Genomic DNA, 25,323 nt, shown 5'->3' on the forward strand with positions numbered 1-25,323 from the left:
TTTTATTTAATACCTATGGTTATGACTTGGCTTCATCTTCATCCTGATTTTTAGTCTGAGATGACCACTGCCCTGCACCCAAAGCCTGCCCTATATAATCGTAACGCATTTGAGAACGTGAAAATTTAATTGGACACGCCAACTGAGTTTCAGTTTTTTCGGCATTCTGCTGAATAGGAACTTCTACTGTCCAACCGCGTTGCTGTGCCAAAGGTGAATGTAAGGCTTCATCTAAAGTGAATACAGGTTCAACGCAGACATCATATTGCGCGAATACCTGCTGCCATGTGGCAAAACTTTGTGTTTTAATTTTATCTTGAATAGCGTGTTTGACTTGCAAGCGCTCTTGCGGATCTAAAGATGCCCCTTTTTCCAAAAGTATCGGTAAGTTTAAAATCTGTGCCAAACCCTGCATAAACTGCGGCTCTAAACTACCGACTGAAAGATAACGGCCATCTGCTGTTTCATAATAGTCATAATAGGTGCCACCATTTAAGTAAGATTGCTCAGCATATTGAGGAACCTGTGCCGCCAAAACTGCTGAAGCGGCCATATTGTTTAAAGTCGCAGCGCAATCGGTCATCGAAATATCAATATACTGCCCTAAACCACTGCGCTGACGTTCTATCACTGCACTTAAAATCGCCACCAAAGCATGCAATGATCCACCTGCTACATCGGCCACTTGAATCCCGAGCGGTGGCGGCCCACCCGCTTGCCGTCCACTATGCCCCGCAATGCCAGACAAGGCTAAATAGTTGATGTCATGTCCTGCCCTTTGTTGATAATCGCCTGTTTGTCCATAACCTGTGATGGAACAATAGATCAGTCGCGGATTAATTTTTGCCAAGCTGGCATAGTCCAGCCCTAAACGCTGCATCACGCCTGGTCTAAACTGTTCCAATACAATATCGAATTCGGCAATTTTATCGTGAATAAGCTGAATACTTTCGGGGGATTTTAAATCCAAAGTAATTGACTGTTTATTCCGATTCAAATAACTGTGCGAAGTCGCTTGTCCATTGGCATAGGGCGGAAATAAACGAATTAAGTCAGGACGGGTTGCCGATTCAATATGAATCACCTCTGCACCCATATCCGCCAAATACAAACTGGCAAAAGGGCCGGGCAATAAGGTGGAAAAATCTAAAACTTTTAAACCGCTCAGTGCATGTGTCATTGTTGTGATTACTCGATTTTTACTGATTTTCCGTTCATCTTATAAACAGCAAAACTGTAACACAATGTCATGTTCAGCCATTTACCTTGATCATTTCGGCAATTTATTATGTAAAATAAGTAAAATTGGTATTGTAAATTGCCAATTTCAATTTTTTAGCGTCATTTAGGTCAAGCTTACGTGAATACAAAAGAGACTGAAGGATTTAACATGAGCAGAGATACCATTAGTATCCATTTTGTAAATGCAGCGCTCACGGGTGTTAAGCGACTCGGCATGGATGTCGAAACCTTATTATCTCATGTCGGTATTGAGGCAGAACTTCTGCGCCAACCGAAAGCACGTATTTCACCTGAACAATATACCCGCTTTATTAAAATGTTGTGGATGGTGACCCAAGACGAACACGTGGGTTTTGATTCTCAGCCACGTCGTTTGGGTACATTCGCGATCATGTGCCAATTGGTAATTCACGCCAAAACACTGGGCGATGCCTTAGAACTCTCTTCGCAATTCTACAAACTGTTTGGTGATGATTGGTCGGTTACCTTAGAACGTGATAAACACGAAGCACGTTTGGTACCATCTATTCCACAAGCTATGGATCCTGATCACTTTATTACTGAAAGTATGTTGATGATTTGGCACGGCTTGGCATCTTGGCTGATTGAACGTCGCCTGCCTTTGGAGCGCGTACATTTTGGCTATCCACGTCCTGCACATGCAGATGAATACGATGCGCTGTTCTTTGCGCCTGTCATGCAATTTGACATGCCACGCACCGAAATTACCTTTGCTGCCGACTACTTGGATTTACCAATTCGTCAAACCCAAGAAACCTTAGACGAATTCTTAAAAACCGCGCCTGCGCAATTGTTGGTGAAATTCAAAAACACCAATTCTTTAACTTCGCGTATTCGTGACGTGTTAAAGAGCCAAATTGGCGAAGAAATGCCAACCTTGAACGATGTTGCATCCATGCTGTACCTATCGCCACAAACCTTGCGTCGTCGTTTGGCTGCAGAAGGTAAAAGCTATCAAGGGGTAAAAGATGCATTACGCCGTGATGCCGCGATTCACCTATTGCTGAATCCTGAACTTACCCTTGAAGATGTGGCACAACAAGTTGGCTTTAGCGAAACCAGTACTTTCCACCGTGCTTTCAAAAAGTGGACTGGCGTCACACCTGGTTTATACCGTCAGTTGCACGGTTATCATTAATTTAGAATCGACAATTCACAATAACTCGTAATTCCAATCGATTGCCCTTGCACACCGCAAGGGCTTTTTTTATCGCTCTATTATAGTTTCAATCTTTCTGCCAAATTACTGCGTCATCCCAATTAGCAAAAAACCTCACTGACCTGTACCGTTCTCGTCATTGCACTTCAAAATTTTCAGATTACACTCAAAAGCAATCATAAAGAAAACTATCGACAAGGGATTGATTATGAGCGAGGCCTACATCATTGATGCTATTCGCACTCCGCGCGGCAAAGGAAAAAAAGATGGCGCATTACACGAAGTTAAACCCATTCGCCTACTCACAACCTTATTGAATGAATTGCAACAACGACACAACCTAGACACCTCACAAGTAGACGATATTGTTTTGGGTTGTGTCACACCAATTGGCGATCAGGGTGCAGATATTGCCAAAACCGCAGCGATTGCCGCAGGTTGGGACAATGATGTTGCTGGGGTACAAATCAACCGCTTTTGTGCCTCAGGTTTAGAAGCCGTGAACCTCGCAGCGCAAAAAGTTCGTTCGGGTTGGGAAGATTTAATCGTTGCAGGTGGTGTGGAATCTATGTCACGCGTGGCAATGGGTTCCGATGGTGGTGCTTGGGCATTCGACCCTGAAACCAATATGGCTTGTGACTTTATTCCACAAGGTATTGGCGCTGACTTAATTGCCACACTCGATGGCTATAGCCGTACAGAAGTCGATCAATTTGCAGCAGCATCACAGCACAAAGCCGCAGCAGCACAAGCACAGGGACATTTCGAGCGCTCGATTGTACCTGTCAAAGATCAGGCAGGTGTGGTGATTTTGGCACAAGATGAATTTATCAAACCACAGACCACGGCTGAAAGCTTGGCACAGCTCAAGCCGAGTTTTGCCAATATGGGACAAATGGGTTTTGATGCGATTGCCCTGCAAAAATATCCTGAAGCAGGACAAGTCAATCATGTGCATCATGCAGGCAATTCATCAGGTATTGTTGATGGCGCGGCATTGGTCTTGATTGCATCGGAACAAGCGGTACAACAACACAACTTAAAACCACGCGCCAAAGTGCTTGCTACCGCACTGGTTGGCACAGACCCTGCCATTATGCTCACAGGACCCGCGCCTGCAGCACGCAAAGCCTTAGCCAAAGCAGGACTGAACATTGAAGATATTGATCTGTTTGAAGTCAATGAAGCCTTTGCAGCCGTGGTTCTGCGTTTTATTACAGAACTTCAGGTTGATCCCGCCAAAGTCAATGTGAATGGTGGTGCTATTGCCTTGGGTCATCCACTTGGCGCTACAGGTGCCATGATTTTAGGCACCTTACTGGACGAGCTAGAACGACAAGATAAAAAACGCGGCATGGCTACATTATGTGTAGGCGGTGGGATGGGAATTGCCACCATTATTGAGCGAGTATAAGGAGTATAAAAATGAGCGCCATTCACTATTATAAAAATGCCGATAACATTGTCATTCTAACCTTTGACTCACCAAATCAATCTGCCAACACCATGAATGCTGACTTTAGAGATGCATTAGCGCAAGTGGTACAAAAGTTAAAAGCAGACGAACAAGTGGCGGGAATCATTTTCGCCTCTGCGAAAAAAACCTTTTTTGCAGGCGGTGACTTAGATGAGTTGATTCAAGTACAGCCTGAGCATGCCAGCTCATTTTTTCAGATGATTGAAAACCTAAAAGCACAGCTGCGTTATATTGAAACCCGTGGTATTCCTGTGGTAGCTGCCTTAAATGGCACGGCACTCGGCGGCGGATGGGAACTTGCTCTGTGCTGTCATCATCGTATTGCAATTCGTGATGCAAAAACCAAGTTTGGTTTACCCGAAGTGACTTTAGGTTTATTGCCTGGTGGCGGTGGTATTGTGCGGATGGTACGTTTATTGGGTTTACAAACTGCCCTGCCGCTGTTGATGGAAGGCAAACAGCTGAGTGTGGAAAAAGCACAAAGTTTAGGTTTAATCCATGATCTTGCTGAAAATGAAACAGAATTACTCAGCAAAGCCCAAGACTGGATTCTTGCACATCCTCAATCACAACAAGTATTTGATGTCAAAGGCTATAAAATCCCTGGGGGAACACCATCTACACCTGCTGTCGCGCAAATGCTTTCCATTGCTCCTGCCATGCTACGCGACAAAACCAAAGGCTGTTACCCTGCGCCTGAAGCAATTTTGAGTGCAGCAGTAGAAGGTGCGCAGGTTGATGTCGATACAGCCTTACGCATTGAATCTCGCTATTTTACCCAGCTCGCAACAGGTCAAATTTCTAAAAATATGATTGGCACCTTTTGGCATGGGCTGAATGCGATTAAATCGGGCAGTGGCCGTCCGCAAGGCATTGCACCGCATCAAACTCAAAAAGTCGGCATTTTAGGTGCAGGCATGATGGGCGCAGGCATTGCTTATGCCACAGCAAGCAAAGGCATTGCGGTTGTTCTTAAAGATGTATCCATCGAACAAGCTGAAAAAGGCAAAGCTTACAGTCAAAAACTATTGGATAAACAAGTATCGCAAGGTCGTATAAGTGCAGAGCGAGCAGCACAAGTCTTAGCCAATATTCATCCAACGGCACAGGCTGCCGATTTACAAGGCTGTGATTTGATTATTGAGGCGGTATTTGAAAATCCTCAACTCAAGGCGCAAGTCACACAAGAAGCCGAAGTTTTTCTGGCAGAACAAGGTGTGATGGCATCCAATACCTCAACTTTGCCAATAAGCGGGCTTGCCCAAGCTGCGCAAGATCAACAGCGCTTTATTGGACTGCATTTCTTTAGTCCTGTCGATAAAATGCCGTTGGTAGAAATCATTAAAGGAAAAAACACCTCTGCCGATACTTTGGCAAAAGCATATGACTTTGTGCAACACATTGGTAAAACACCGATTGTAGTCAATGACAGACGTGGCTTTTTTACCAGTCGGGTGTTTGGCACTTTTGTGCAGGAAGGCTTGCGCTTACTGGCAGAAGGCGTACATCCTGCCAAAATTGAAATGGCAGCTTTAAAAGCAGGTATGCCTGTTGGCCCACTTGCTATTCAGGATGAAGTATCTTTAACCTTATCTGAACACGTGGCACAGGAAGCACGTAAGGCGCTGCAAGCCGAAGGAAAAGACCGACCACTGTCGAGTGCAGATGAAGTCATTCAAACCATGATTCATCAATTCTCACGTAAAGGCAAAGCTGCAGGTGCAGGCTTTTATGACTACCCTGAACAGGGTAAAAAACAGCTTTGGTCGGGATTAAGTCATTGGTATCAAAATACCGAAATCGCTGAACAAGAGATGATTAACCGTTTCTTATTTGTACAAGCACTGGACAGCTTACGTTGCTTGGAAGAAGGTGTTTTAGAATCTGTCATTGATGCCAATGTTGGTTCAATTTTTGGCATTGGCTTCCCTGCATGGACAGGTGGTGCTTTACAATTTTTGAATCAATATGGTTTAACACAGGCTTTGGCACGAGCACAGCAACTTACTGCTGAATATGGCGAGCGTTTTACCCCACCTAAAATCTTGCAAGATCGTGTTGCTGCAGGTGCTAAAAGCATTTAAAGCTAAACTTTAAATTTAAAGCAATCTGGGAGGGATATATCATCCCTCTTTTTATTTGCTCAAAATTACAATGAATATCCCTGCATAAATAGAATTTAATCCGTTTTTCATGCATTTTATGTTATAAAGTTACATAATTTTAAGATTTAGATTCAAATTGGGTAGATGCACATGACCGAACGCCTTACTCCTGAAAAATCACCTTGGGGTTGGAAAGCACTCTTTATTTTCTGTATTTTGGGTGGAATTTTCATGTTTATTTTCTGGTTAGCGGTCACGAATGAACCTGACTACATGCCTAGCCAGCAACAAAAGCAGAATACTCAGCAACACGCCTTTAAAAATGCGCCAGCTATGTCACAAGAAGCATTGGCAAAAGCACAAGCAGATCGTGAAGCACGTGAAGCTTTGGCTGCTGAAACTGCAGATGCACACGGTATGACTGAAACAGAACATGCCAATATGCCTGAAAACCATGAGCCAGCACCCGCACATGGACATTAATATGCGCTAGCGGCTCTGTTCATACAGTTTATAAAAAGAAATCGCCATGATCACATTCCATCATGGCGATTTTTATTTTGCACGATTAAAATCAGGACTATCGACAATTCGTTTAAAATATCAATCGCATATCTACATGCGGAATACCACAATCTAAATACGACTCACCCTCAACCTGAAAACTCAAACTTTGATAAAACGGAATCGCGTGTTCCTGCGCAGACAACTTGACCCACGGACGTTGCTGCTGCTTTGCCACCTGAATAATATGCTGCATTAAAACACGTCCCACACCTAAACCGCGCTGTGATTTCAACACTGCAACCCGTCCAATACTGTGATTTTCCAGTAAACGTGCTGTTGCAATCGCCTGTCCAGTTGCATAGACCACAAAATGCAAGGCAACTGCATCTTGTGCATCCCACTCATCTTCAGGCGCAATTCGCTGTTCCTGAATAAAGACTTGCTCACGAATAGATTTGGCCTCTGCAGCAAATTGTGTCCAAGTGCCCGATTGAATTTCATAATCTTGCATCTTTATATCCTGTTCCATCTTGCTTAGCACTTAGAACCAATGCCCTGTTGATCCCACTGATCGTTCAACAACAACTCCAAAGAATGTTTTTGAATACCGTACATGGTTTTTAAATCACGAATTTGTGCCAAAACTGCTTGATCAGGTTCACTCCAATTTTGACGTTTGGTTGCCAAAATCATTTTGTTTTTACTGGTGTGTTCTAAAGCGACAAACTCAAAAACTTTGGTGTCATAACCATAGGCTTTGAGCAATAAAGCGCGGATGGTATCGGTTAACATTTCCGCCTGTTGCCCTGCATGAATGCCAAATTGCAGCATCGGTTGCAACACGCTTGGGCTTTGTAATTGTGGACGCAACTCTTTATGGCAACACGGCGCGCACATAATCATTTGTGCATTCAGGCGAATACCAGTATGAATTGCAAAATCGGTGGCGACATCACAGGCATGCAAAGCAATCATTACATCTAAATGTTCTGGCTGATAGGTGCGCACATCGCCCTGAAAAAATCTAGCTGCTGAAAGTCTGAAGCACTCGCCACCGACTGACAAAACTCAACCATTTTCGGGTTTAGTTCCACCCCAGTCACAAAGGGAATAAATTGCTGCTTTTGCAAATAGTCATAGAGCGCAAAAGTTAAATAGCCTTTGCCTGAACCAAAATCCACCACGCGCAAGGTATTTTCCGAAATTTTGATTTGCGCCAAGGCACCCGAAAAAATTTCAATAAATTTATTAATCTGTTTCCATTTACGCGCCATGCTCGGAATAATTTGCGCTTTGGCATCGCTAATCCCCAAGTGTTGTAAAAATGGGCTGGATTGATCGACATAACGCTGCTTTTCTCGGTCATGTCCTTGTGGTTCTTTCGGTTTCGCTATAGTCGGTGCTGTTTTACTAATGCTGAGCATGGCTTTCTTTTTGTTCTTTTTTAGCTGAATTTCCTGATCTGTCGTAAATAAATTGGCCTGTTTACAATCTGCCAATAAGTGACTCAATTGTATCTGTGCTTCTGCCAAAGGATAGTTTTTGGTGATATCCTGCGTTTTATGGCGATACAAACAAGTTAAAACGGTGTCTTGATTTAGCTGAATCACCCGTAAGGTGATTTTTTCTAATTGTTCCAGTTCGCCTTTATATTGACTCAGCACCACACGATCAAGCTTTTGTGTATCAATGGCTTGCTGAAAAGCCTCTAAGAATTGTTGTTCCTGCACAGAGGGAGAAGCCAAAGTCGACATAATAAAAACCTGAAAAAATTACAATTCAAGTTTAATTGTTATTACCCTAAAAGCAAAATTGAATTACGATACAGTTGTATAATTAAAGAAATTAAAGCAGATTCGCCATGAAATTAAATGCCCCTTTAGTGCCTGATTATGACCTGCAAGAAGAACGGATTAACTATCTGAGCCATGGTGTTGGTGCGGCTTTGGCATTTATTGCAGGTATTCTTTTAATCATTAAAGGTGCGTATTTAAGTACGGGACAATGGCTAGGTTTGTGGGCCTATGCAATAAGCATGGTACTGCTTTTTTCTGCTTCAATGCTGTATCACATGGCAACCGCAGCAGACCGTCGTTATTTTTATAAAAAGTTAGATCACACCGCAATTTATTATTTAATTGCAGGGACTTATACCCCATTTTTATCCATCGCGATTCCTACTCAAAAAGCACAATATTTGTTAATTGCCCTGTGGATTATTGCCCTGATTGGCACCCTATTTAAACTGGTATTTATCAACCGTTTTCATAAAATTTCTTTAATTACCTACTTGGTGATGGGTTGGTTAGCCGTTCTGGTCATGGACGATATGCAAGCCTATTTAAGCAGCCAAGCCCTGACCTTTTTGCTAATTGGCGGCATTGCCTACACCGTGGGTGCATTGTTTTATGCCTTAAAACGCGTAAGATATACCCACGCAATTTGGCATGTATTTGTCTTAATTGGTGCAGGCGCACACTTTCTGGCAATTTATCTGTATGTGATTTAACGCTGAATATCGCTCATGTCTTACAGATAAAACGATCAGATTTGAATGGTGTTCATGGATGCAGTTTTGTAACCGACTTCTTGTTCAAAAAAGTATAACTACAAGAAGTATCTACTATTTTTCTGCCAGTGCGGTCTGTGCCAAATTGCACTTTCATTTAAAATTCACTTTACATAAGGTCCTGTATGGCATCTTCATCTACTGCTGCCGCTGAACAGCCGACTCAAAATTCTAAATTTCGAGTACTGACTGCAAGCTTGGTCGGTACCACCATCGAGTTTTTTGACTTTTATATCTACGCCACTGCGGCAGTCATTATTTTCCCGTATCTGTTCTTTCCGATCAGTACTGACCCAATGACTGCAACCATTCAATCTCTCGCCACCTTTGCAATTGCCTTTATCGCCCGTCCAATTGGCGCAGCTTTATTTGGACATTTAGGAGATCGGATTGGACGCAAAGCCACTTTGGTCGCGGCATTATTGACCATGGGAATTTCTACAGTCTGTATTGGTTTACTGCCGACGTATGCACAAATTGGGATTATCGCGCCATTACTGTTGGCGTTGTGTCGCTTAGGGCAAGGTTTAGGCTTGGGCGGTGAATGGTCGGGAGCAGTACTGTTAGCCACAGAAAATGCCCCTGAAGGTAAACGTGCTTGGTATGGCATGTTCCCACAATTGGGCGCTCCGATTGGTTTTATTCTTGCCACAGGTTCATTCCTTATTTTAGGTGCGCTGATGTCTGAGCAAGACTTTATGACATGGGGCTGGCGCATCCCGTTTATTTCGAGTGCCTTATTGGTGATTGTCGGTTTATGGATTCGCTTAAAACTGCATGAAACGCCTGCCTTCCAAAAAGTGTTGAATAAACAAAAAGAAGTCAATGTGCCATTTATTCAGGTCTTTAAAAAACACGCTAAAATGTTAGTGCTCGGTACAATCGCTGCAATTTGTACCTTTGTGGTGTTTTATCTGACTACGGTATTTGCCTTGCAATGGGGCACCAAACAACTGGGTTATTCACGTGAAGAATTCTTAAAACTTCAACTACTAGCCACATTGTGTTTTGCTGCTTTTATTCCCCTCTCAGCCGTTTTAGCCGAAAAATTTGGACGTAAAACCACCTCTATCGCAGTGTGCATCATCTCTGCAATTTTTGGCTTATTTTTTGCCGATATGCTTGCTTCAGGCAGCACGTGGATTGTATTTATTTTCCTGTGTATTGGCTTGGCAATTATGGGACTTACTTACGGGCCCATTGGTACAGTATTGTCTGAAATTTTCCCAACATCTGTACGCTATACAGGCTCCGCACTCACCTTTAACTTGGCGGGTATTTTTGGCGCATCGTTTGCCCCACTCATTGCCACCAAACTTGCCACCACTTATGGCTTGGCTGCAGTTGGTTATTATTTAAGTGCAGCATCCATCTTGTCTTTAATCGCATTTTTAATGATTCGAGAAACCAAGCATGATGATGTAAACAATCAAATTTAAGCGCAAAAATTGCATCAAAAAACCAGCCTCGGCTGGTTTTTTTCATGTAGGCGATGGTGACGGTGCTTACAATAATTCAATAATATCAATCGTGGGCGGCACACCAAAACGAAAAGGAACACCGACCATTCCTGTCCCTACAGTCACAAATACATCGGCATGATCATGGCGATATAACCCCTTTTTATGCCCTAAAATAGATACTTTTTTCATCACATAATCGGTCAGCCACGGCAGTTCAACCTGCCCACCATGGGTATGTCCTGCCAACATCAACGGACGTGTCGGCAATTTTGGCACCATATCCACTGTATCGGGGTTATGTGATAACAACACCCACGGCTTATCCTGAGGTAAATCGGGCATATAGCGCATGTCGGTTTTACCTGCCCATAAATCGCCAATACCGAGCAAACGAAACTCATCAAACTCGACAATTCTACCTTCAATATCAATCACGTTATTTTGTTCTAAAGCCGTTTTTAACAGCTCTTGAATGGGCGGGCCAGGATACTGCTCATCATGATTACCATTTACCGAATATACAGGCGCACAAATTTCTTTTAATACCGCCAATTCTTCGACCAATTTATTTTCAGGCTCATAAGTCCAGTCGCCTGCTACAACGACAATATCGGGGTTTTGCAAATTGAGTTTTTTCACAATTTGCTTCAATTGACGCTCATGCCCAGAAAACAAGCCAATATGTAAATCTGCAATTAAAGCAATTTTGACAGGCTTTAATAAACGGCGATCTGCATGAATTTGATATTTGGTAGTTTTGACTTGAATCAAATGCGGTTCAATAAAACGCGCATAGCTCAACACAGCACTGACTAAAAATACAAAAATCGCTTCGTGGATGGAGTAATAGCCCTGAATACCCGCATAGACACTAAAAAAAACCAAAGGCGGCAACAGGTAAGACAAATAAAATGCCAACAAATGCACAAAGGCCTTAAACGGGTGAATGGTTTCTGTATTGGCCTGACTGCGCCATGCTTGCGAAACTGCCCACAGCGCCAAAATTGCCATACCCATATAGAAATACAACACGACTGAATCGTTATCCCACATATTTATTCTCTATTACTTCATACTTCTGCTATTCAATGCTGCGCTAAACCCAGATGTCGCATTTAACCCACACACGTCATATATCTGTATTGTCATATTTATCTTTTCATAGCTGACAATTATACTCAAACCCTATTTTTAACTTATTTGCTCCTCGTGCTAAAAAGGAATTTAATTTGGCAAACCGCAGCTCATCCGCTCCATTTCAAAATATTCGGCACAACGTCTTGTGGCTGAGTTGCGCCTTCGTTTTGACACTCTCAGGCTGTAGCACGCTGCCCAAACAAATTGAACATCCGATCCAGATGGCGTTTGAAACCCCAACCGATCAAACCAGTTTGGCCAAAATTGTACTGCCGCTACGCGAAAAATATCCGCAGCTTACGGGTTATCATGTCCTGTATGATCCGCTCGAAGCCCTAGCAGCACGTATCTATCTGATTAATAAAGCAGAAAAATCTTTAGATTTACAATATTATATTTGGGATAACGATAAAATTGGCGCGCTTGCACTACACGCCATTATTCGTGCGGCAGATCGTGGGGTGAAAGTCCGCTTATTGGTCGATGATAACAATGCCAAAAAAATGGAAGGCATTTATCTCGCGCTCGATCAACACGTCAACATCGACATCAAACTGTATAATCCATATCGCTTTCGACATTATCGTGCCATGGACATGATTTTGGATTTGAAGCGTATTAACCGTCGTATGCACAACAAAAGCTTTATTGCCGATAACCAAATTTCTCTGATTGGTGGGCGCAATATGAGCAATCAATACTATAACGTCAGCGACAATTATCAATTTTCTGATGTCGATGTGATGTTAGTCGGCTCGGCTTCGGATGAAATTATTCACTCTTTTGATGAATACTGGAATGATGACTATGCTTATTCAGTCAAGCAATTGGTCAATCCACAACATTACACCTTGCGTTATGAAAGCTTAAAACAGCAATTAGAACAGCACGATCAAGAAGCCACCGTACAAAATTATTTAGATTTGGTGACTCGTTCTAAAGCGATTGAACAGTGGATGACGCGTAGTATTAAGTTCGATTGGGTCAGTGCTGAAGTGGTCAAAGATGCGCCGAGTAAAATTAAAGACCGCGCCTCAAAAGAAGAACATCTCAACTTTCAATTGCTGACGCATTTAGAGAAGCCAAGCAGTAGTGTCGATATTATTTCTGCGTATTTTGTCCCTGAACAATCGGGGGCAGAAAAACTAAAAGACTTGGCGGATGATGGCGTTCAGGTACGCGTACTGACCAACTCCTTTAAAGCCAACGATGTTCCTGTGGTGCATGCTTTTTACGCCAAATATCGAGAAGATTTATTGGCAAATAACGTGCAGCTGTATGAGTTTTTGGCGCGACCTGAAATGGAAAACCTAAACACACATACGCACGAAATTTCCAAAAAAGCCAAAGTCAGTATGAAAGGTTTAAGCCGTTCTAGTTTACATGCCAAACTCATGGCATTGGATGAAAAACAGGTATTTATTGGTTCGTTTAATTTTGACCCACGCTCGGCATATTTAAATACTGAAATTGGAGTAATTTTAAATAGTCCACCATTGGCTCGCGCAGTTCACCAGACCATGGATGTCAATTTATCCAAATATGCTTATAAACTGGTTTTAGATGCGCAACAAAACATTCAATGGCAGATGAAAAATCCACAAGGCGAAACTCAAATTCTAAAAAAAGAACCAGGGATGAAATGGTATCAACGTGCGGCAATGAAAATTACCTCATGGCTGCCAATTGAAGGCTTTATGTAGCAACATAATATTGAAGCTGTTGGATGATGACCATTATTCTTAAAAAAATGTGATGTGCTTAGGCTATCTTTAACATGAAGATGCGCCTAAGCATGTTTTATGATGTCAGCACTTGTGGTTTTAATACCTGACGATGCAACTCAGCCAAACCTTCTGTCATGCGTTCCTGTACCACAGCAGTTAAAGATTCAATATCGTGCCCTTCTACCACAATTGCAGGTAACGCCATTAAATGCGCTGTCACTTTCGGCATTTCCAAAACATCTTTCACATGATCAACAAAGGTCATGTCATTAATAAACGGCGCAACAGTATCTAACTCACCTTGCTGATTCACATAACAAATCAGACAAATTTGCACAGGTCGTTTGGCTTCAATTGCTGCCCCTAAAATACGACCATGCACTTTTTTAATTTTGCTTCCATCTGACGTGGTCGCTTCAGGAAAAAATAATACAGGAATATCTTGTTTTAAAAATTGCGTGATTTGTTCACGAATTTTGACTGAATCGCCAGAGCCACGCTTAATAAATAGCGTCCCCCCACCTTTGGCTAACTTACCCAATAACGGCCATTTTTCAATTTCAGCTTTGGCCAGAAAAAATACCCGCGCACTAGAACCCAATACCGCTACATCTAACCACGAAATATGATTACTGACCCATAGCGCAGGGTCATGCGGAATTTCACCATGAATTTGCACTTCAATATTAAAAACTTTGCACAATTGACGGCAAAAATATTGCACATAGCGCGTATTGTTCGGGTTGTTGGTGTCTTTATACAATTGATGACGATAGACCAAATAAAACCCTTCACCAATCGCGCCAGCCGTTGCCAGAACTTTTTTGCTATACAAAGCAAGCTTTGCAAAACCATGAATTGGAGATGTGTGAGTTTCAACAGCTGGGTTCATAGGGTCATCACTAATTGTTAAACGCAAAACAACGTATAAAGGTCTATATTTTGCTCATTCTATACTGTTCAATCTGAACTTGCATTGATAATAAAAACCGAAACCTGCATGCAAACATGCGACTTTTGGCAAAATCTAAATAGATAAATTCTATATTGGGGTCATCCTTATAATTGAGTTTACATACGTTGATATAGCATCAAATCAGGGCGCAGGAAAAATCCAATCATCTATTTCCCTGCACAAACATTTTTTCTACTAGAATATAGCTTTAGCATGGAGATTGCGCTGAGTGGAAAATTTTGTGCCACCTCAAGATGGCGAGCGTGTTGTACTGGTCAGTGTCGCTGTCCAAATTTTAGAAGACCTAGATGCCGAAGAATTTCAGCTCTTGGCTGAATCTGCGGGTGCAGAAGTTTTACAACACGTCCACACTCAACGTAGTAAACCCGATGCCAAACTCTTTATTGGCTCAGGCAAAGCCGAAGAAATTGCCGCATTGGTCAAAGAACACGACGCCAATTTGGTCATTTTTGATCATGCACTCAGTCCTGCACAGGCACGTAATTTAGAAAAAGTGATGCAATGCCGTGTGGTTGACCGTACCGAACTCATTTTAGATATTTTTGCTCAACGCGCCCGCACTTACGAAGGTAAATTACAGGTCGAATTGGCACAATTACAACATTTATCTTCACGTTTGGTGCGTAGTCGCAGCAACTTAGACAGTCAAAAAGGCGGTATCGGCTTACGTGGTCCTGGGGAAACCTTGCTTGAAACTGACCGACGCTTATTGCGTATTCGCATGGGACAACTAAAAACCAAACTCGATAAAGTCCGTCAAACCCGTGCACAAGGTCGTGTGGCTCGGCAAAAAGCCGCCATTCCTACCGTTTCATTGGTCGGTTATACCAACGCAGGCAAATCGACCTTATTTAATATTTTGGCGCAAAGTGATGTCTATGCTGCTGACCAACTGTTTGCTACGCTTGACCCTACTTTACGGCGTTTAGAATGGGATGGCATCGGACGTCTGGTATTGGCCGACACCGTTGGCTTTGTAAGAAACCTATCTCACTCTTTGGTGGAATCTTTTAAAGCAACTTTGGAAGAAACCTTAGAAGCCAGTTTATTGCTGCATGTGATTGATTCAAGCAGCCCCGATGTGTTGGAACAAATTGAAGCAGTCGAAGGTGTGCTAAAAGAAATTGGCGCAGATGTACCTATTTTGCGGGTTTACAATAAAATTGATGTCTCAGGCGAAACAGCCAAAATTATCTATGAAAAACCGCATCAACCTGACCGTGTCTATGTATCGGCACATTCAGGGCAAGGTTTAGACTTGTTAAAACAAGCCGTACATGAATGTTTGATGGGGCAAATTCAAAAGTTTGATCTTAAATTACAACCTGCTTATGGCAAACTGCGCAATCAACTGTATGCGCTCAATGTCATTCAGGCAGAACAGTACGATGATGAAGGTCAATTACATCTACAAGTCAGCATGGCACCACATAAACTGGAACAACTGATTAAACAGGCACATTTACCGATAGACGAAATTTTAGGTGCACAGGCAGAACAATTTAAACGTCCGCTTGAAGCATTTGAAATTGACGATCAGATCGGTTAAAACGTGATAAGTAAAATTTTAATGAAAGATCAAAAATGAGCAGGATAAAACATATCGATTGGCCAGCATGGATCGGCACACTCCTTTTGATTATTGTGTTTCGTGAAGCCTCTGTATGGATCATGACCCAATTTAATCACCCAGAATTAGGCAATTTAGTCGGTTTGCTCAGCCTACTGGCGGTATTATTTACATGGCGCAAACTCAGTAAAATTCCTGCTCGTCTGGTCGATACCAACAACAAAATCATGAAAGAAAGTGCCTTTGCCTTTTTACCCATCAGCGCGGGTTCATTAATTATGCTCACGCACATGGGCAAACAAATTCCAATCTTCTTAATTGTGTTGTTTATCAGTACGCTGATCCCGCTTTGGCTGTATGCCAAAATGGCAAAACGCTGGCTTTAGGAGATTAAAATGCTGTCAATTCTATATGGTTTTTTAATCACTCTCGTTGCATATTTACTGGCAAAACCTTGCAACCAAAAAGTCCCGCAAATCCCTGTGATTGTCTTTGGCATGTGTTTTGTGTTGCTACTGTTGTATTTTTTCGGGATTCCATACGAAACTTACGTCGCACAAACCAACCCTTTGTTTAATCAATTATTGGGCTATGTGACAGTTGCACTCGCCATTCCTCTAGCAGCCATGCGTTATGACGATTTACCCCTCAAAGCGATTTTAGGTATTTTGTTCTTTGCCAGTCTTAGTGCTGTGGCGCTGCCGATGGGGCTTGCTTATGCGCTACATATGTCCAGTGCCGATATTATGGCATTTGCCACCCGTGCAGTGACCACGCCGATTGCGATTAATATCGCAACCTTATTAGAAGCACCGATTCAATTGGCAGTATTAATTGTAATTTTATCAGGTGTCGTGGGTGCTGCTTTTTCACCACTTATTTTAAGGCATATCAATGATGAACGTGCTTCAGGTTTGGCACTTGGCTTAGCTGCACATGCCATTGGTACTGCTCAAGCATGGCAACGTGGCAGTGTTGCAGGACGTTATGCTGCCTTTGGCATGGCAGTCAATGCAGTCTTTACCGCAGTTTGGCTGCCAACATTTATACTGTATTTACAAAGAATGTGACTGAGCAATCACTTTTAAAGATTGTGACCATTTCACTTTCTTTTTATTATGAAATATCCAGTTTGCGAAATGAAGGAACATTGAACATGGTCAAGATGAAACTCACCGTTGCCTTAATCTGCTCAGCCTTAGGTAGTTTTGCGCTGGCTCAAGATATTACAGGAACTTGGAAAAACATTGACGATAAAACGGGTTCATCTAAAGCCATTTTAGAAATTCGTCAGGAAAGCAATGGTAGCTATACCGCTAAAATCGTTAAAGTGACGCCACGCCCAGGTTACACACCAAGAGAAACCTGTGTCAACTGCCCTGCGCCTTATACCAACCAACCGATTTTAGGTATGGATGTACTCACTGGCTTAAAATATACAGGTAATTCCAATTTCACAGGCGGGAAAATTATTGACCCTTTAAGCGGCAATATTTACAGCACCAAAGCCAAATTGAGCAATAATGGTAAGCGTTTGACCATGCGCGGTTATGTCGGTGTATCGGCTTTAGGTCGCAGCCAAACTTGGATTAAAAGTGATTAATTTATAAGTTATTCCATCAACTTAATTAATTCACTTTTCACTTAAAATGCCACACGTTCGTGGCATTTTTCACATCTTTTCCAGCATTTTCCCTGCAAGTTTAAGATTAAAAATTTCCTCAAATCTCTTGACTCTTACCACAACTCGCTTTATATCTTGAATTAACCTCTGTAATAACTTTCGACAATCAAAGGAACTGATATGAAGAAAAATGTATTGATGGGTGTATTTGCAAGCTTAATCTTCAGTGGTTCAGCATTTGCTGCAGACCTAACAGGTATCTGGCAAAGTATTGATGACAAAACAGGTTCACCCAAAGCCCTGATTGAAATTACCCAAGCTGAAAATGGCAGCTTTACTGGTAAAATTATCAAAGTCACACCAAGACCGGGCTATACCCCAAAAACTATGTGTGTGAATTGCCCTGCACCTTATACCAACAAACCTTTGGTCGGTTTGGAAATTATTAGTGGCTTAAAGCATGTGGAAAATAACAACTATGCCGATGGGCGTATTTTAGATCCACTTACAGGCAAAATGTATAGCCTGAAAGGTCGTTTAGCATCTAATAATAAACGTCTCACTTTACGTGGTTACGTCGGAATTTCAGCCATTGGTCGGACACAAACGTGGATTCGCCAACAATAAGCGAGTAATTGTGTCTCATCGGTCATTTTTTCTGGATACTCGGGACTTTGTGTCCGTTAATTCACAGATTAGACTAGCCGCAAAGACCGAGTAAGGGAAATAAAATGATTCAGAAATTGGCTTTAGGAATAGCCGTCATCTTCGGCAGTCTAAGCACTTTGGCGATGGCACAAGATTTAGCAGGAACTTGGCAACAAATTGATGATAAAACAGGCTCACCCAAAGCTGTCATCGAAATTCGTAAAGAAGCCAATCAAACCTATACGGGTAAAATTGTGAAAGTAACCCCGCGTCCGGGTTATACCCCACGTGAACTTTGTAATAAATGCCCTGCGCCTTATACCGACCAACCTATTTTAGGGATGGATATTTTAAAAGGCTTACAACAAGTCAAAAACAGCAACAATTACGAAAAAGGACGCGTAATTGATCCATTGGCAGGTCGTATTTACGATGCAAAAATTCGCCTCAACTCAACAGGTAAACGTTTAACTTTACGTGCTTATATGGGTGTATCTACACTAGGTCGCAGTCAAACTTGGATTCGAATTCAATAAAATTCAAGATAAAAAATAGCCACCTCAATAGGTGGCTATTTTCATTTCATCATCACATTTTTAAATTTTAAAGATGAATGTTATTACCATTCTGCCAGCGGATTATCCACTGCAAACAATTGCTGATCTTCCAAACGATAAGCCACAAGCTGATTGCCCCACACACAACCGCCATCCACATTTTGAATATTGTCGGCTACCGTTTGTCCCTGCAATGCTGCCCAATGACCAAATACGATTTGATGTGTTTGCGCAGCTAAAGATGGATATTCAAACCACGGTTTAAAACCTTCTGGCATCGGATCATCTAAGGCATCTTTAAAGCTGAATTCCAAACCACCCTGTGCATTGGCTAAACGCATACGGGTCAAATAGTTGGTAATACAACGTAAACGCGCATGCCCCTCTAAATCATCCGACCAAACTGCAGGTTCTGCCCCATACATTTCCTTTAAGAATGCATCCACCACCTCAAAGTCCTCATGCCCAATCACCGCCTCAACTTCTTTTGCCAAAGCTGCGGTTTGTTCCGCATTCCAAATATGTGGAATACCTGCATGAGTTAAAATGGTGTTTTCATTAGGAAAAAGACACAATGGTTGTTTACGCAACCAATCAATCAAATCATCACTGTCAATTGCATCAATCACATCACGAGTGTTGTCTTGTGCTTTGATTTTCTTTAAGCCACGTGCGCCTGCCAACAAGGTTAAATCGTGATTGCCTAACACCGTTGCTGCAACGCCACGATCTACCAGTTTTTTAATAAAACGCAAAGCACCTACCGAGTTTTCACCCCGCGCGACTAAATCGCCTGCAAACCAAATAAAATCTTGATCGGGATCGAACTGTATTTCTTTTAATAACAGTTTTAAGGCTTCAAAGCAGCCCTGCACATCACCAATGACATAGTTGTATCGAATTGCTGCCATTAATTCACCATCTGATCTGCCAATGCGACAAATGCACTCAAACTTAAAGTTTCAGGACGTGCCATTGGGTCTACCCCTGCACGTTCAAACGCATCTTCAGCCAACATGCCTTTTAAGCTATTGCGCAATGTTTTACGACGTTGGGTAAATACATGCGCCACCAAACGTGCCAATGCTTTTTCATCTTTGGCAATAATCGGTTTAGTCACATAAGGCTCTAAACGGAATACTGCAGAAGTCACTTTAGGCGGTGGATTAAATGCGCCAGGCGGTACTTCAAACAAGAAGGTTGGCTTACAGTAATACTGCATCATCACCGATAAACGCCCATATTCTTTGGTATTCGGTTCAGCCGTGATACGATCTACCACTTCTTTTTGCAGCATAAAGTGCATGTCTTTAACTTTGTCACCAAACTCTAAGAGATGAAACAAAAGCGGCGTCGAAATGTTATACGGCAAGTTTCCAACCACACGTAGCGGGCGCCCTTCCTGAAATAACTCGGTAAAGTCATATTTCAGCGCATCACTTTCTACAATAGTTAAACGCTCAGGATGTGGCACACGTCCCGGTAAGCCTGCGGCCAAATCACGGTCTAATTCCACTACAGTCAAAGCATCACACTCACCAATTAAAGGTGAGGTCAATGCCGCTAAACCCGGTCCAATCTCGACAATATTATCGCCTGGACGTGGGTTCACTGAGCGGACAATTTTGGCAATCACGCGTTGATCATGCAAAAAGTTTTGACCAAAGCGTTTACGAGCCTGATGCCCTTCATCTTTTGGGTTTAGGGCATTAATTTGATACATAAAGATTTCCAAGCTGAAATTATGAACGTGCTAAATCCAGCGCTAAATCGACAGCAACATGCAAGCTAGAACTTTTCGCAAGTCCCGTACCTGCGAGGGAGAGCGCTGTGCCGTGATCGACTGAAGTGCGAATAAACGGTAAGCCTAAAGTAATATTGATTGCTTCACCAAAGCCCTGAGATTTTAACACAGGTAAACCCTGATCGTGATACATCGCTAAAACTGCATCGGCATCTTTTAAATTTTCTGGGGTAAATAAAGTATCTGCAGGTAAACTTAAACTGAGATTTTCACCGCGATTACGGTAATTTTGCAGCACAGGATTAATCACCTCAATTTCTTCCATGCCTAAATACCCATCTTCGCCCGCATGTGGGTTCAAACCACAGACCAATACTTTAGGATGTTCAATTTTAAACTTGCTTTTTAGATCGTGCAGCAAAATATCAATTACTTGTTCTAAACGTGTTTTGGTAATGGCATCTGCCACGGCACGTAAAGGTAAATGCGTGGTCGTCAAGGCAACGCGTAAGGTTTTGGTGGCTAACATCATCACCACACGCGCAACACCTGCAAACTCCTGATAATATTCAGTGTGCCCACTAAAAGAAATACCAGCTTCATTAATAATAGATTTTTGCACGGGTGCTGTCGCCACGCCCACACTCTTACCTGTCATTGCATAAGAAGCTGAGCGACGTAATTGCTCCAAAACGTAAGCTGCATTTTGTGCATTTAAATGCCCCAACTCAACATCTACAGCCAAAGGCACATGCTCAACATATAACTGCCCAAGCGCTGCAGGCTGTTGCTGACCTGAATATTCAATCAATTCGACTTGTTGCTTTAGAATTTCGGTGCGTTGTTGTAATAATTGATGATCTGCCAATACCACAATTGGACGCTCATCTTGTCGAGCTGCCAGACTTAGACAAATATCAGGTCCAATACCTGCAGGTTCACCACTGGTGACATATAAAGGGCGCATGCAGCTTCATCCACTATAGCTAGGTGTAGCTGAATTATAGCGCCATCCTGAGCAAAATTGTTTTATCTCCAATCTAATCTAAATCGGCTATCTAAGATGCCCATCTGATGCGCCCATTCCGAAATGCCAATCACGACCATACATAACAACAAACCTATAAATAGTATTTTGGGCGCTTGTTGAGTGACTGCTCGATAGTTTTGATCAGATAGACTCAACATGATGAAGCCACCGATGCCATATAGCATAAAAGGGAGCAAGGTGATGTGCATAAATACAGAATAGATTAAGATAAAAGCAAATACATCAGTACCATAAGCTGCACCTACCAACAAAAATGCCAGTTCATACAGAGCAATTAATGTGATGAAAAAACCTGCTATAAATTTTAGCAGTTTATTTGGTTTCGGCTTTAATGCTTCTGTCGTTAATGCTTTTGTCGTTGTAGCGACGCGTTCTAAATCATCAGACATAGTGATCCGTCCTCATCATTATTATTAGCTGCGACCATACAGAAAAAGCTAAAACAGCACTAGATAAAGAAGATCAATACCTGATTTTTACTGTCGTTAAATGGTCGCTAGAGGTGATTTTGCTTTTATAACCAAACTTGATAAAATATAGCGCTTAAAATGTGACTTTTCCATTGTAGTTCTACCCATTCTCAGGTAGAATTCGGACTCCTTTTTGTTTGGACAGCTTCCATAGTCCAAACCAACTATAATAGGTAGTGGTTTAATGAAAACTCTCAGCGCTAAGCCAGCTGAAGTTCAACACGACTGGTACGTTGTTGATGCTTCTGGCAAAACTCTAGGTCGCCTTGCGACAGAAATCGCTCGTCGTTTACGCGGTAAGCACAAAACTTCTTATACTCCTCACGTTGACACTGGCGACTACATCGTTGTCATCAATGCTGAGCAAGTTCAAGTGACTGGTAACAAATCACTTGACAAGAAATACTATCGCCACACTGGTTTCCCTGGTGGTATCCGTGAAACTAATTTCGAGAAATTAGTTGCTCACAAACCAGAAGAAATCTTCCAACGCGCTGTAAAAGGCATGTTGCCAAAAGGTCCTCTTGGTTATGCTATGATCAAGAAAATGAAAGTGTACGCTGGTGCTGAGCATCCTCACACAGCTCAACAGCCACAAGTTTTGGACATCTAAGGGATACAGCACATGGCTACTAACTATGGTACAGGTCGCCGTAAGACCGCAACTGCACGTGTTTTCTTATCAGCTGGTACAGGTAAACTCGTAATTAACAACCGTACTCTTGAGCAATATTTCGGTCGTGAAACTGCTCGTATGATCGTACGTCAACCATTAGAGCTTCTTGAAGCTACTGAAAAATATGACCTTTACATCACTGTTGCTGGTGGTGGTATTGGTGGTCAAGCTGGTGCAATCCGTCACGGTATTACTCGTGCATTGATCGCATCTGACGACACTTTAAAACCTGCTCTTCGTCAAGCTGGTTTCGTTACTCGTGATGCTCGTGAAGTTGAACGTAAGAAACTTGGTTTACGTAAAGCTCGTAAACGTCCACAATTCTCTAAACGTTAATTCGTTTACCGAATCGGACACAAAAAAAGCCTTGGATTTTCCAAGGCTTTTTTTTATGCAAATCAACGAGCTGAGCATTTTAAGCCAGATAAACAATTCGGATTCACATACACCAAAAATCAAAATTCAATACAGTCCAAAAATTGAAAACCAATCAACAAATATCTCATACACTTTTATCAGCTTTGCTGGGTGATTTTAGTGGCTAAGTTTAGTATCCTATTCTATTCATTTGGTTTTATTTCGGATTATGTCAGTCGAGAACGCACCCTTACAAGGCATTACCCTCTACAGTCATGCGGACGACTTTCGCTCACATTGGATTCGTTACGTTCTGGCCGAAAAACAAATCAAATATCAACTGATTTTGGTCGATTATGAAGATGAAGATCTTGCAAGCCTGAATCCGTATAATCAACTTCCAATGCTGCTAGAAAACGATTTAAAACTCTTTAATACTGCGATTATTTCCGAATATCTGGATGATCGTTATCGACAAAATAAACTCTATGCAGATGCACCTATGCCACGTGCAGAACAAAGACAATATATTTGGCGCTTTGAACAAGACTGGTTCAAACTTGCCGATCAGATGCTACGTCATCCTGATAGCTTAGATTACACAACACAGCGCGCTGCACAAAAAAAATTACGTGATACACTCATTTCACTGACACCATTATTTCAGCATTATCCTTATTTCATGTCAGAAAATTTCAGTATTTTAGATTGCATGCTGGCACCCTTATTTATACGGCTAAAAGCCATGGGCATAGAATTACCCCAACAACACTGTCGTCCAATTTTCCTGTATTATCAGCGGATTTTTTCACGCCCTGCCTTCACTCAAGCAATGACTTTGCAAGAAAAAAATCGCTATCAAGAATTTTTAATTCATACTTAAAGAGCATATTATGTCTGAATCTGAAATCAATTTAAGTCCAACCCGTCCTTATTTAGCCCGCGCAATTTATGAATGGATTTGTGATAACCAACTCACACCACATTTATTGGTCGATGCTACACAGCCGAATACGCTTGTTCCTGAACAATTTATTCAGGATGGTCAGATTGTCCTAAATATCGTTCCACATGCAGTGCATGCCTTACACATGAGCAATGATGCAATCACCTTCTCTGCACGCTTTGGTGGCGTATCACGCGACTTATATGTACCTATGAATGCCGTCGTAGGTATCTATGCAAGAGAGAATGGACAAGGCTTATTCTTTGATCCAAGTGAGTATGCACATATCCAAAATGATCAAGATGCTTTAGAATCAAAGACTGAAGAAAAAACCGAACAAACTAAGAAAAAACCAAGCCTTAGATTATTAGATTAAAACAATGGAGTAGTGAATGGCTTTTGATTTAGTACAATATTTTGCAGCGCAGATTAAACTTCAAAAGCCCTCGCTTTTGAAACAATATAATGCTGTTGATCGCGACCAATATATTCAAGAAATCAATGCGCTGAGCTTAGGCAAACTGGTCAGTCTGTGGCGAGAAGACAACCAAAAACTTTATCAAGAAATTGATCATCAAGATGAATTATATATTCAGGAAATTGCACGTCGACTCACCACATCTCCACACAATCAGTCACCTCTCTCCAAAACTGAGCTTGAACAGAATATTAGTGAAGTCTTAGCCTTACAACTCACAGAGCTCAAGCAATTGGATCAAACCGGTAATTTTGGCAATAAAGGTCTAGGTGAATTATTGCTAGGTCAAATTGAACATTTATCTGGTCAAGCGGATGATTGGGTTTGGTCAACAAATGATCTAATAGAGTTAAAAGGTTCTAAACCAATTCCTCAAGAAGAGCTATCATTAGAGGCATCAATTAAGGAGTTTAATCAAATGGTTCAACAACATACCCACGATGATCATCAAAATATTGAGCCTGTAGAAGCAATTGTACCCACTTGGTCTAAAGTACTAGAACCTATCGTTGCGATTGCGATTTTAGCAATTCTATGGTGTTCCGTTACTCAATTATTCGCTTAAATCAATCTTCTATCTAAGCCGTAATAAAACCATCATCATCTGATGGTTTTATTTTGCCTTCACTTTTTATAGTTTTTAATATTTTCTTTTCTACATAAAAAAACACCCCCAACATTTGTTGAGGGTGTTTGAATAATGAGCTGGCGATGACTTACTCTCACATGGGTAACCCCACACTACCATCAGCGCGAAGAGGTTTCACTTCTGAGTTCGGGAAGGGATCAGGTGGTTCACTCTTGCTATGGTCGCCAGCA

General features: G+C 41.9%; 26 protein-coding genes, 1 rRNA gene and 1 pseudogene. 18 read left to right on the forward strand and 10 right to left on the reverse strand.

Translation table 11 applies throughout. The features are described from left to right. Positions 1-19 precede the first annotated feature (19 nt). Positions 20-1,180, reverse strand: a complete 1,161-nt coding sequence (locus FTT71_RS10655; RefSeq protein WP_178319464.1) for a CaiB/BaiF CoA-transferase family protein — start codon at positions 1,178-1,180, stop codon at positions 20-22. Between the two features lie 210 nt (positions 1,181-1,390). Here FTT71_RS10655 and FTT71_RS10660 point away from each other — a divergent pair, with 210 nt between their 5' ends. The 4 genes from FTT71_RS10660 (at position 1,391) to FTT71_RS10675 (ending at position 6,487) form a co-directional block, all read left to right on the forward strand. Continuing rightward, on the forward strand, positions 1,391-2,401 hold the full coding sequence (locus FTT71_RS10660) for an AraC family transcriptional regulator (protein WP_004972448.1): 1,011 nt from the start codon (positions 1,391-1,393) through the stop codon (positions 2,399-2,401). A 229-nt stretch (positions 2,402-2,630) separates the two neighbouring features. After that, positions 2,631-3,836 (forward strand): acetyl-CoA C-acetyltransferase, encoded by a 1,206-nt coding sequence (locus FTT71_RS10665; RefSeq protein ID WP_096901568.1) that lies wholly within the window; start codon positions 2,631-2,633, stop codon positions 3,834-3,836. Positions 3,837-3,847: 11 nt separating this feature from the next. Continuing rightward, positions 3,848-5,983: a 3-hydroxyacyl-CoA dehydrogenase NAD-binding domain-containing protein gene (locus FTT71_RS10670; RefSeq protein ID WP_178319463.1), complete on the forward strand. Its 2,136-nt coding sequence runs from the start codon at positions 3,848-3,850 to the stop codon at positions 5,981-5,983. Positions 5,984-6,154: 171 nt separating this feature from the next. Beyond that, positions 6,155-6,487, forward strand: coding sequence for a hypothetical protein (locus FTT71_RS10675; protein ID WP_004972453.1), 333 nt, complete (start codon positions 6,155-6,157; stop codon positions 6,485-6,487). A 112-nt stretch (positions 6,488-6,599) separates the two neighbouring features. Here the strand turns inward: FTT71_RS10675 and FTT71_RS10680 are convergent, their stop codons facing one another. Beyond that, the gene (locus FTT71_RS10680) at positions 6,600-7,022 is read right to left on the reverse strand and encodes a GNAT family N-acetyltransferase (RefSeq protein ID WP_004972455.1); all 423 of its coding nucleotides are present in this window, start codon (positions 7,020-7,022) and stop codon (positions 6,600-6,602) included. Between the two features lie 23 nt (positions 7,023-7,045). Then, positions 7,046-8,265: pseudogene (locus FTT71_RS10685) on the reverse strand (SAM-dependent methyltransferase). Between the two features lie 107 nt (positions 8,266-8,372). Between FTT71_RS10685 and FTT71_RS10690 the strand changes: the two are divergent. Continuing rightward, entirely contained in the window at positions 8,373-9,020 is a 648-nt protein-coding gene (locus FTT71_RS10690) for a hemolysin III family protein (protein WP_180158995.1), read from the forward strand. 185 nt (positions 9,021-9,205) lie between these two features. Then, positions 9,206-10,519: an MFS transporter gene (locus FTT71_RS10695; protein ID WP_131260737.1), complete on the forward strand. Its 1,314-nt coding sequence runs from the start codon at positions 9,206-9,208 to the stop codon at positions 10,517-10,519. A 66-nt stretch (positions 10,520-10,585) separates the two neighbouring features. Here the strand turns inward: FTT71_RS10695 and FTT71_RS10700 are convergent, their stop codons facing one another. Next, complete coding sequence (locus FTT71_RS10700) at positions 10,586-11,596, reverse strand: metallophosphoesterase (RefSeq protein WP_004972462.1); 1,011 nt, start codon at positions 11,594-11,596, stop codon at positions 10,586-10,588. Between the two features lie 176 nt (positions 11,597-11,772). On the opposite strand from FTT71_RS10700, the gene FTT71_RS10705 reads away from it, so the two are divergent. Further along, a complete protein-coding gene (locus FTT71_RS10705; RefSeq protein ID WP_225530245.1) occupies positions 11,773-13,383 on the forward strand; it encodes a phospholipase D family protein in 1,611 nt (536 codons plus the stop codon). Between the two features lie 97 nt (positions 13,384-13,480). On the opposite strand, the gene FTT71_RS10710 is transcribed toward FTT71_RS10705, so the two are convergent. Then, positions 13,481-14,299: a 1-acyl-sn-glycerol-3-phosphate acyltransferase gene (locus tag FTT71_RS10710; RefSeq protein WP_096901584.1), complete on the reverse strand. Its 819-nt coding sequence runs from the start codon at positions 14,297-14,299 to the stop codon at positions 13,481-13,483. 292 nt (positions 14,300-14,591) lie between these two features. Here FTT71_RS10710 and hflX point away from each other — a divergent pair, with 292 nt between their 5' ends. The 6 genes from hflX to FTT71_RS10740 all read left to right on the forward strand — a co-directional run bounded on the left by hflX (position 14,592) and on the right by FTT71_RS10740 (position 18,761). Then, positions 14,592-15,932, forward strand: coding sequence for a ribosome rescue GTPase HflX (gene hflX / locus FTT71_RS10715; protein WP_167845795.1), 1,341 nt, complete (start codon positions 14,592-14,594; stop codon positions 15,930-15,932). Positions 15,933-15,967: 35 nt separating this feature from the next. Then, on the forward strand, positions 15,968-16,339 hold the full coding sequence (locus tag FTT71_RS10720) for a hypothetical protein (RefSeq protein ID WP_004972466.1): 372 nt from the start codon (positions 15,968-15,970) through the stop codon (positions 16,337-16,339). Positions 16,340-16,348: 9 nt separating this feature from the next. Then, positions 16,349-17,023 (forward strand): LrgB family protein, encoded by a 675-nt coding sequence (locus FTT71_RS10725; RefSeq protein WP_004972468.1) that lies wholly within the window; start codon positions 16,349-16,351, stop codon positions 17,021-17,023. 86 nt (positions 17,024-17,109) lie between these two features. Further along, entirely contained in the window at positions 17,110-17,556 is a 447-nt protein-coding gene (locus tag FTT71_RS10730) for a DUF2147 domain-containing protein (RefSeq protein ID WP_104853073.1), read from the forward strand. A 201-nt stretch (positions 17,557-17,757) separates the two neighbouring features. Then, a complete protein-coding gene (locus tag FTT71_RS10735) occupies positions 17,758-18,204 on the forward strand; it encodes a DUF2147 domain-containing protein (RefSeq protein ID WP_004972472.1) in 447 nt (148 codons plus the stop codon). Positions 18,205-18,308: 104 nt separating this feature from the next. Beyond that, entirely contained in the window at positions 18,309-18,761 is a 453-nt protein-coding gene (locus FTT71_RS10740) for a DUF2147 domain-containing protein (RefSeq protein ID WP_004972473.1), read from the forward strand. 83 nt (positions 18,762-18,844) lie between these two features. On the opposite strand, the gene FTT71_RS10745 is transcribed toward FTT71_RS10740, so the two are convergent. From FTT71_RS10745 to FTT71_RS10760, 4 genes are all read right to left on the reverse strand, one after another. Beyond that, positions 18,845-19,693: a symmetrical bis(5'-nucleosyl)-tetraphosphatase gene (locus tag FTT71_RS10745; RefSeq protein ID WP_096901578.1), complete on the reverse strand. Its 849-nt coding sequence runs from the start codon at positions 19,691-19,693 to the stop codon at positions 18,845-18,847. Next, positions 19,693-20,505 (reverse strand): 16S rRNA (adenine(1518)-N(6)/adenine(1519)-N(6))-dimethyltransferase RsmA, encoded by an 813-nt coding sequence (rsmA, locus tag FTT71_RS10750; protein ID WP_004972477.1) that lies wholly within the window; start codon positions 20,503-20,505, stop codon positions 19,693-19,695. The genes FTT71_RS10745 and rsmA overlap by 1 nt, the downstream gene beginning before the upstream one ends. 19 nt (positions 20,506-20,524) lie before the next feature. Then, complete coding sequence (gene pdxA / locus FTT71_RS10755) at positions 20,525-21,493, reverse strand: 4-hydroxythreonine-4-phosphate dehydrogenase PdxA (RefSeq protein ID WP_179989162.1); 969 nt, start codon at positions 21,491-21,493, stop codon at positions 20,525-20,527. Positions 21,494-21,555: 62 nt separating this feature from the next. Beyond that, positions 21,556-21,966 carry a hypothetical protein gene (locus tag FTT71_RS10760; RefSeq protein WP_004972480.1) on the reverse strand — a complete coding sequence of 137 codons (411 nt, stop codon included), beginning with the start codon at positions 21,964-21,966 and terminating at the stop codon, positions 21,556-21,558. A 265-nt stretch (positions 21,967-22,231) separates the two neighbouring features. On the opposite strand from FTT71_RS10760, the gene rplM reads away from it, so the two are divergent. The 5 genes from rplM (at position 22,232) to FTT71_RS10785 (ending at position 25,069) form a co-directional block, all read left to right on the forward strand. Beyond that, a complete protein-coding gene (gene rplM, locus FTT71_RS10765; RefSeq protein ID WP_004909012.1) occupies positions 22,232-22,660 on the forward strand; it encodes a 50S ribosomal protein L13 in 429 nt (142 codons plus the stop codon). Positions 22,661-22,672: 12 nt separating this feature from the next. Further along, positions 22,673-23,059 (forward strand): 30S ribosomal protein S9, encoded by a 387-nt coding sequence (rpsI, locus tag FTT71_RS10770; protein WP_004972483.1) that lies wholly within the window; start codon positions 22,673-22,675, stop codon positions 23,057-23,059. 250 nt (positions 23,060-23,309) lie between these two features. Then, positions 23,310-23,963 carry a glutathione S-transferase N-terminal domain-containing protein gene (locus FTT71_RS10775; RefSeq protein ID WP_180160943.1) on the forward strand — a complete coding sequence of 218 codons (654 nt, stop codon included), beginning with the start codon at positions 23,310-23,312 and terminating at the stop codon, positions 23,961-23,963. A 10-nt stretch (positions 23,964-23,973) separates the two neighbouring features. Then, on the forward strand, positions 23,974-24,402 hold the full coding sequence (locus FTT71_RS10780; RefSeq protein WP_004972487.1) for a ClpXP protease specificity-enhancing factor: 429 nt from the start codon (positions 23,974-23,976) through the stop codon (positions 24,400-24,402). A 16-nt stretch (positions 24,403-24,418) separates the two neighbouring features. Next, complete coding sequence (locus tag FTT71_RS10785) at positions 24,419-25,069, forward strand: hypothetical protein (protein WP_180160944.1); 651 nt, start codon at positions 24,419-24,421, stop codon at positions 25,067-25,069. A gap of 138 nt (positions 25,070-25,207) precedes the next feature. On the opposite strand, the gene rrf is transcribed toward FTT71_RS10785, so the two are convergent. Then, positions 25,208-25,322: ribosomal RNA gene (gene rrf / locus FTT71_RS10790) — 5S ribosomal RNA — on the reverse strand. Position 25,323: the final 1 nt, after the last annotated feature.

Origin of the sequence: Acinetobacter sp. YH01004 (assembly GCF_013420455.1) — a bacterium.
Classification (GTDB): Bacteria; Pseudomonadota; Gammaproteobacteria; order Pseudomonadales; family Moraxellaceae; genus Acinetobacter; species Acinetobacter towneri.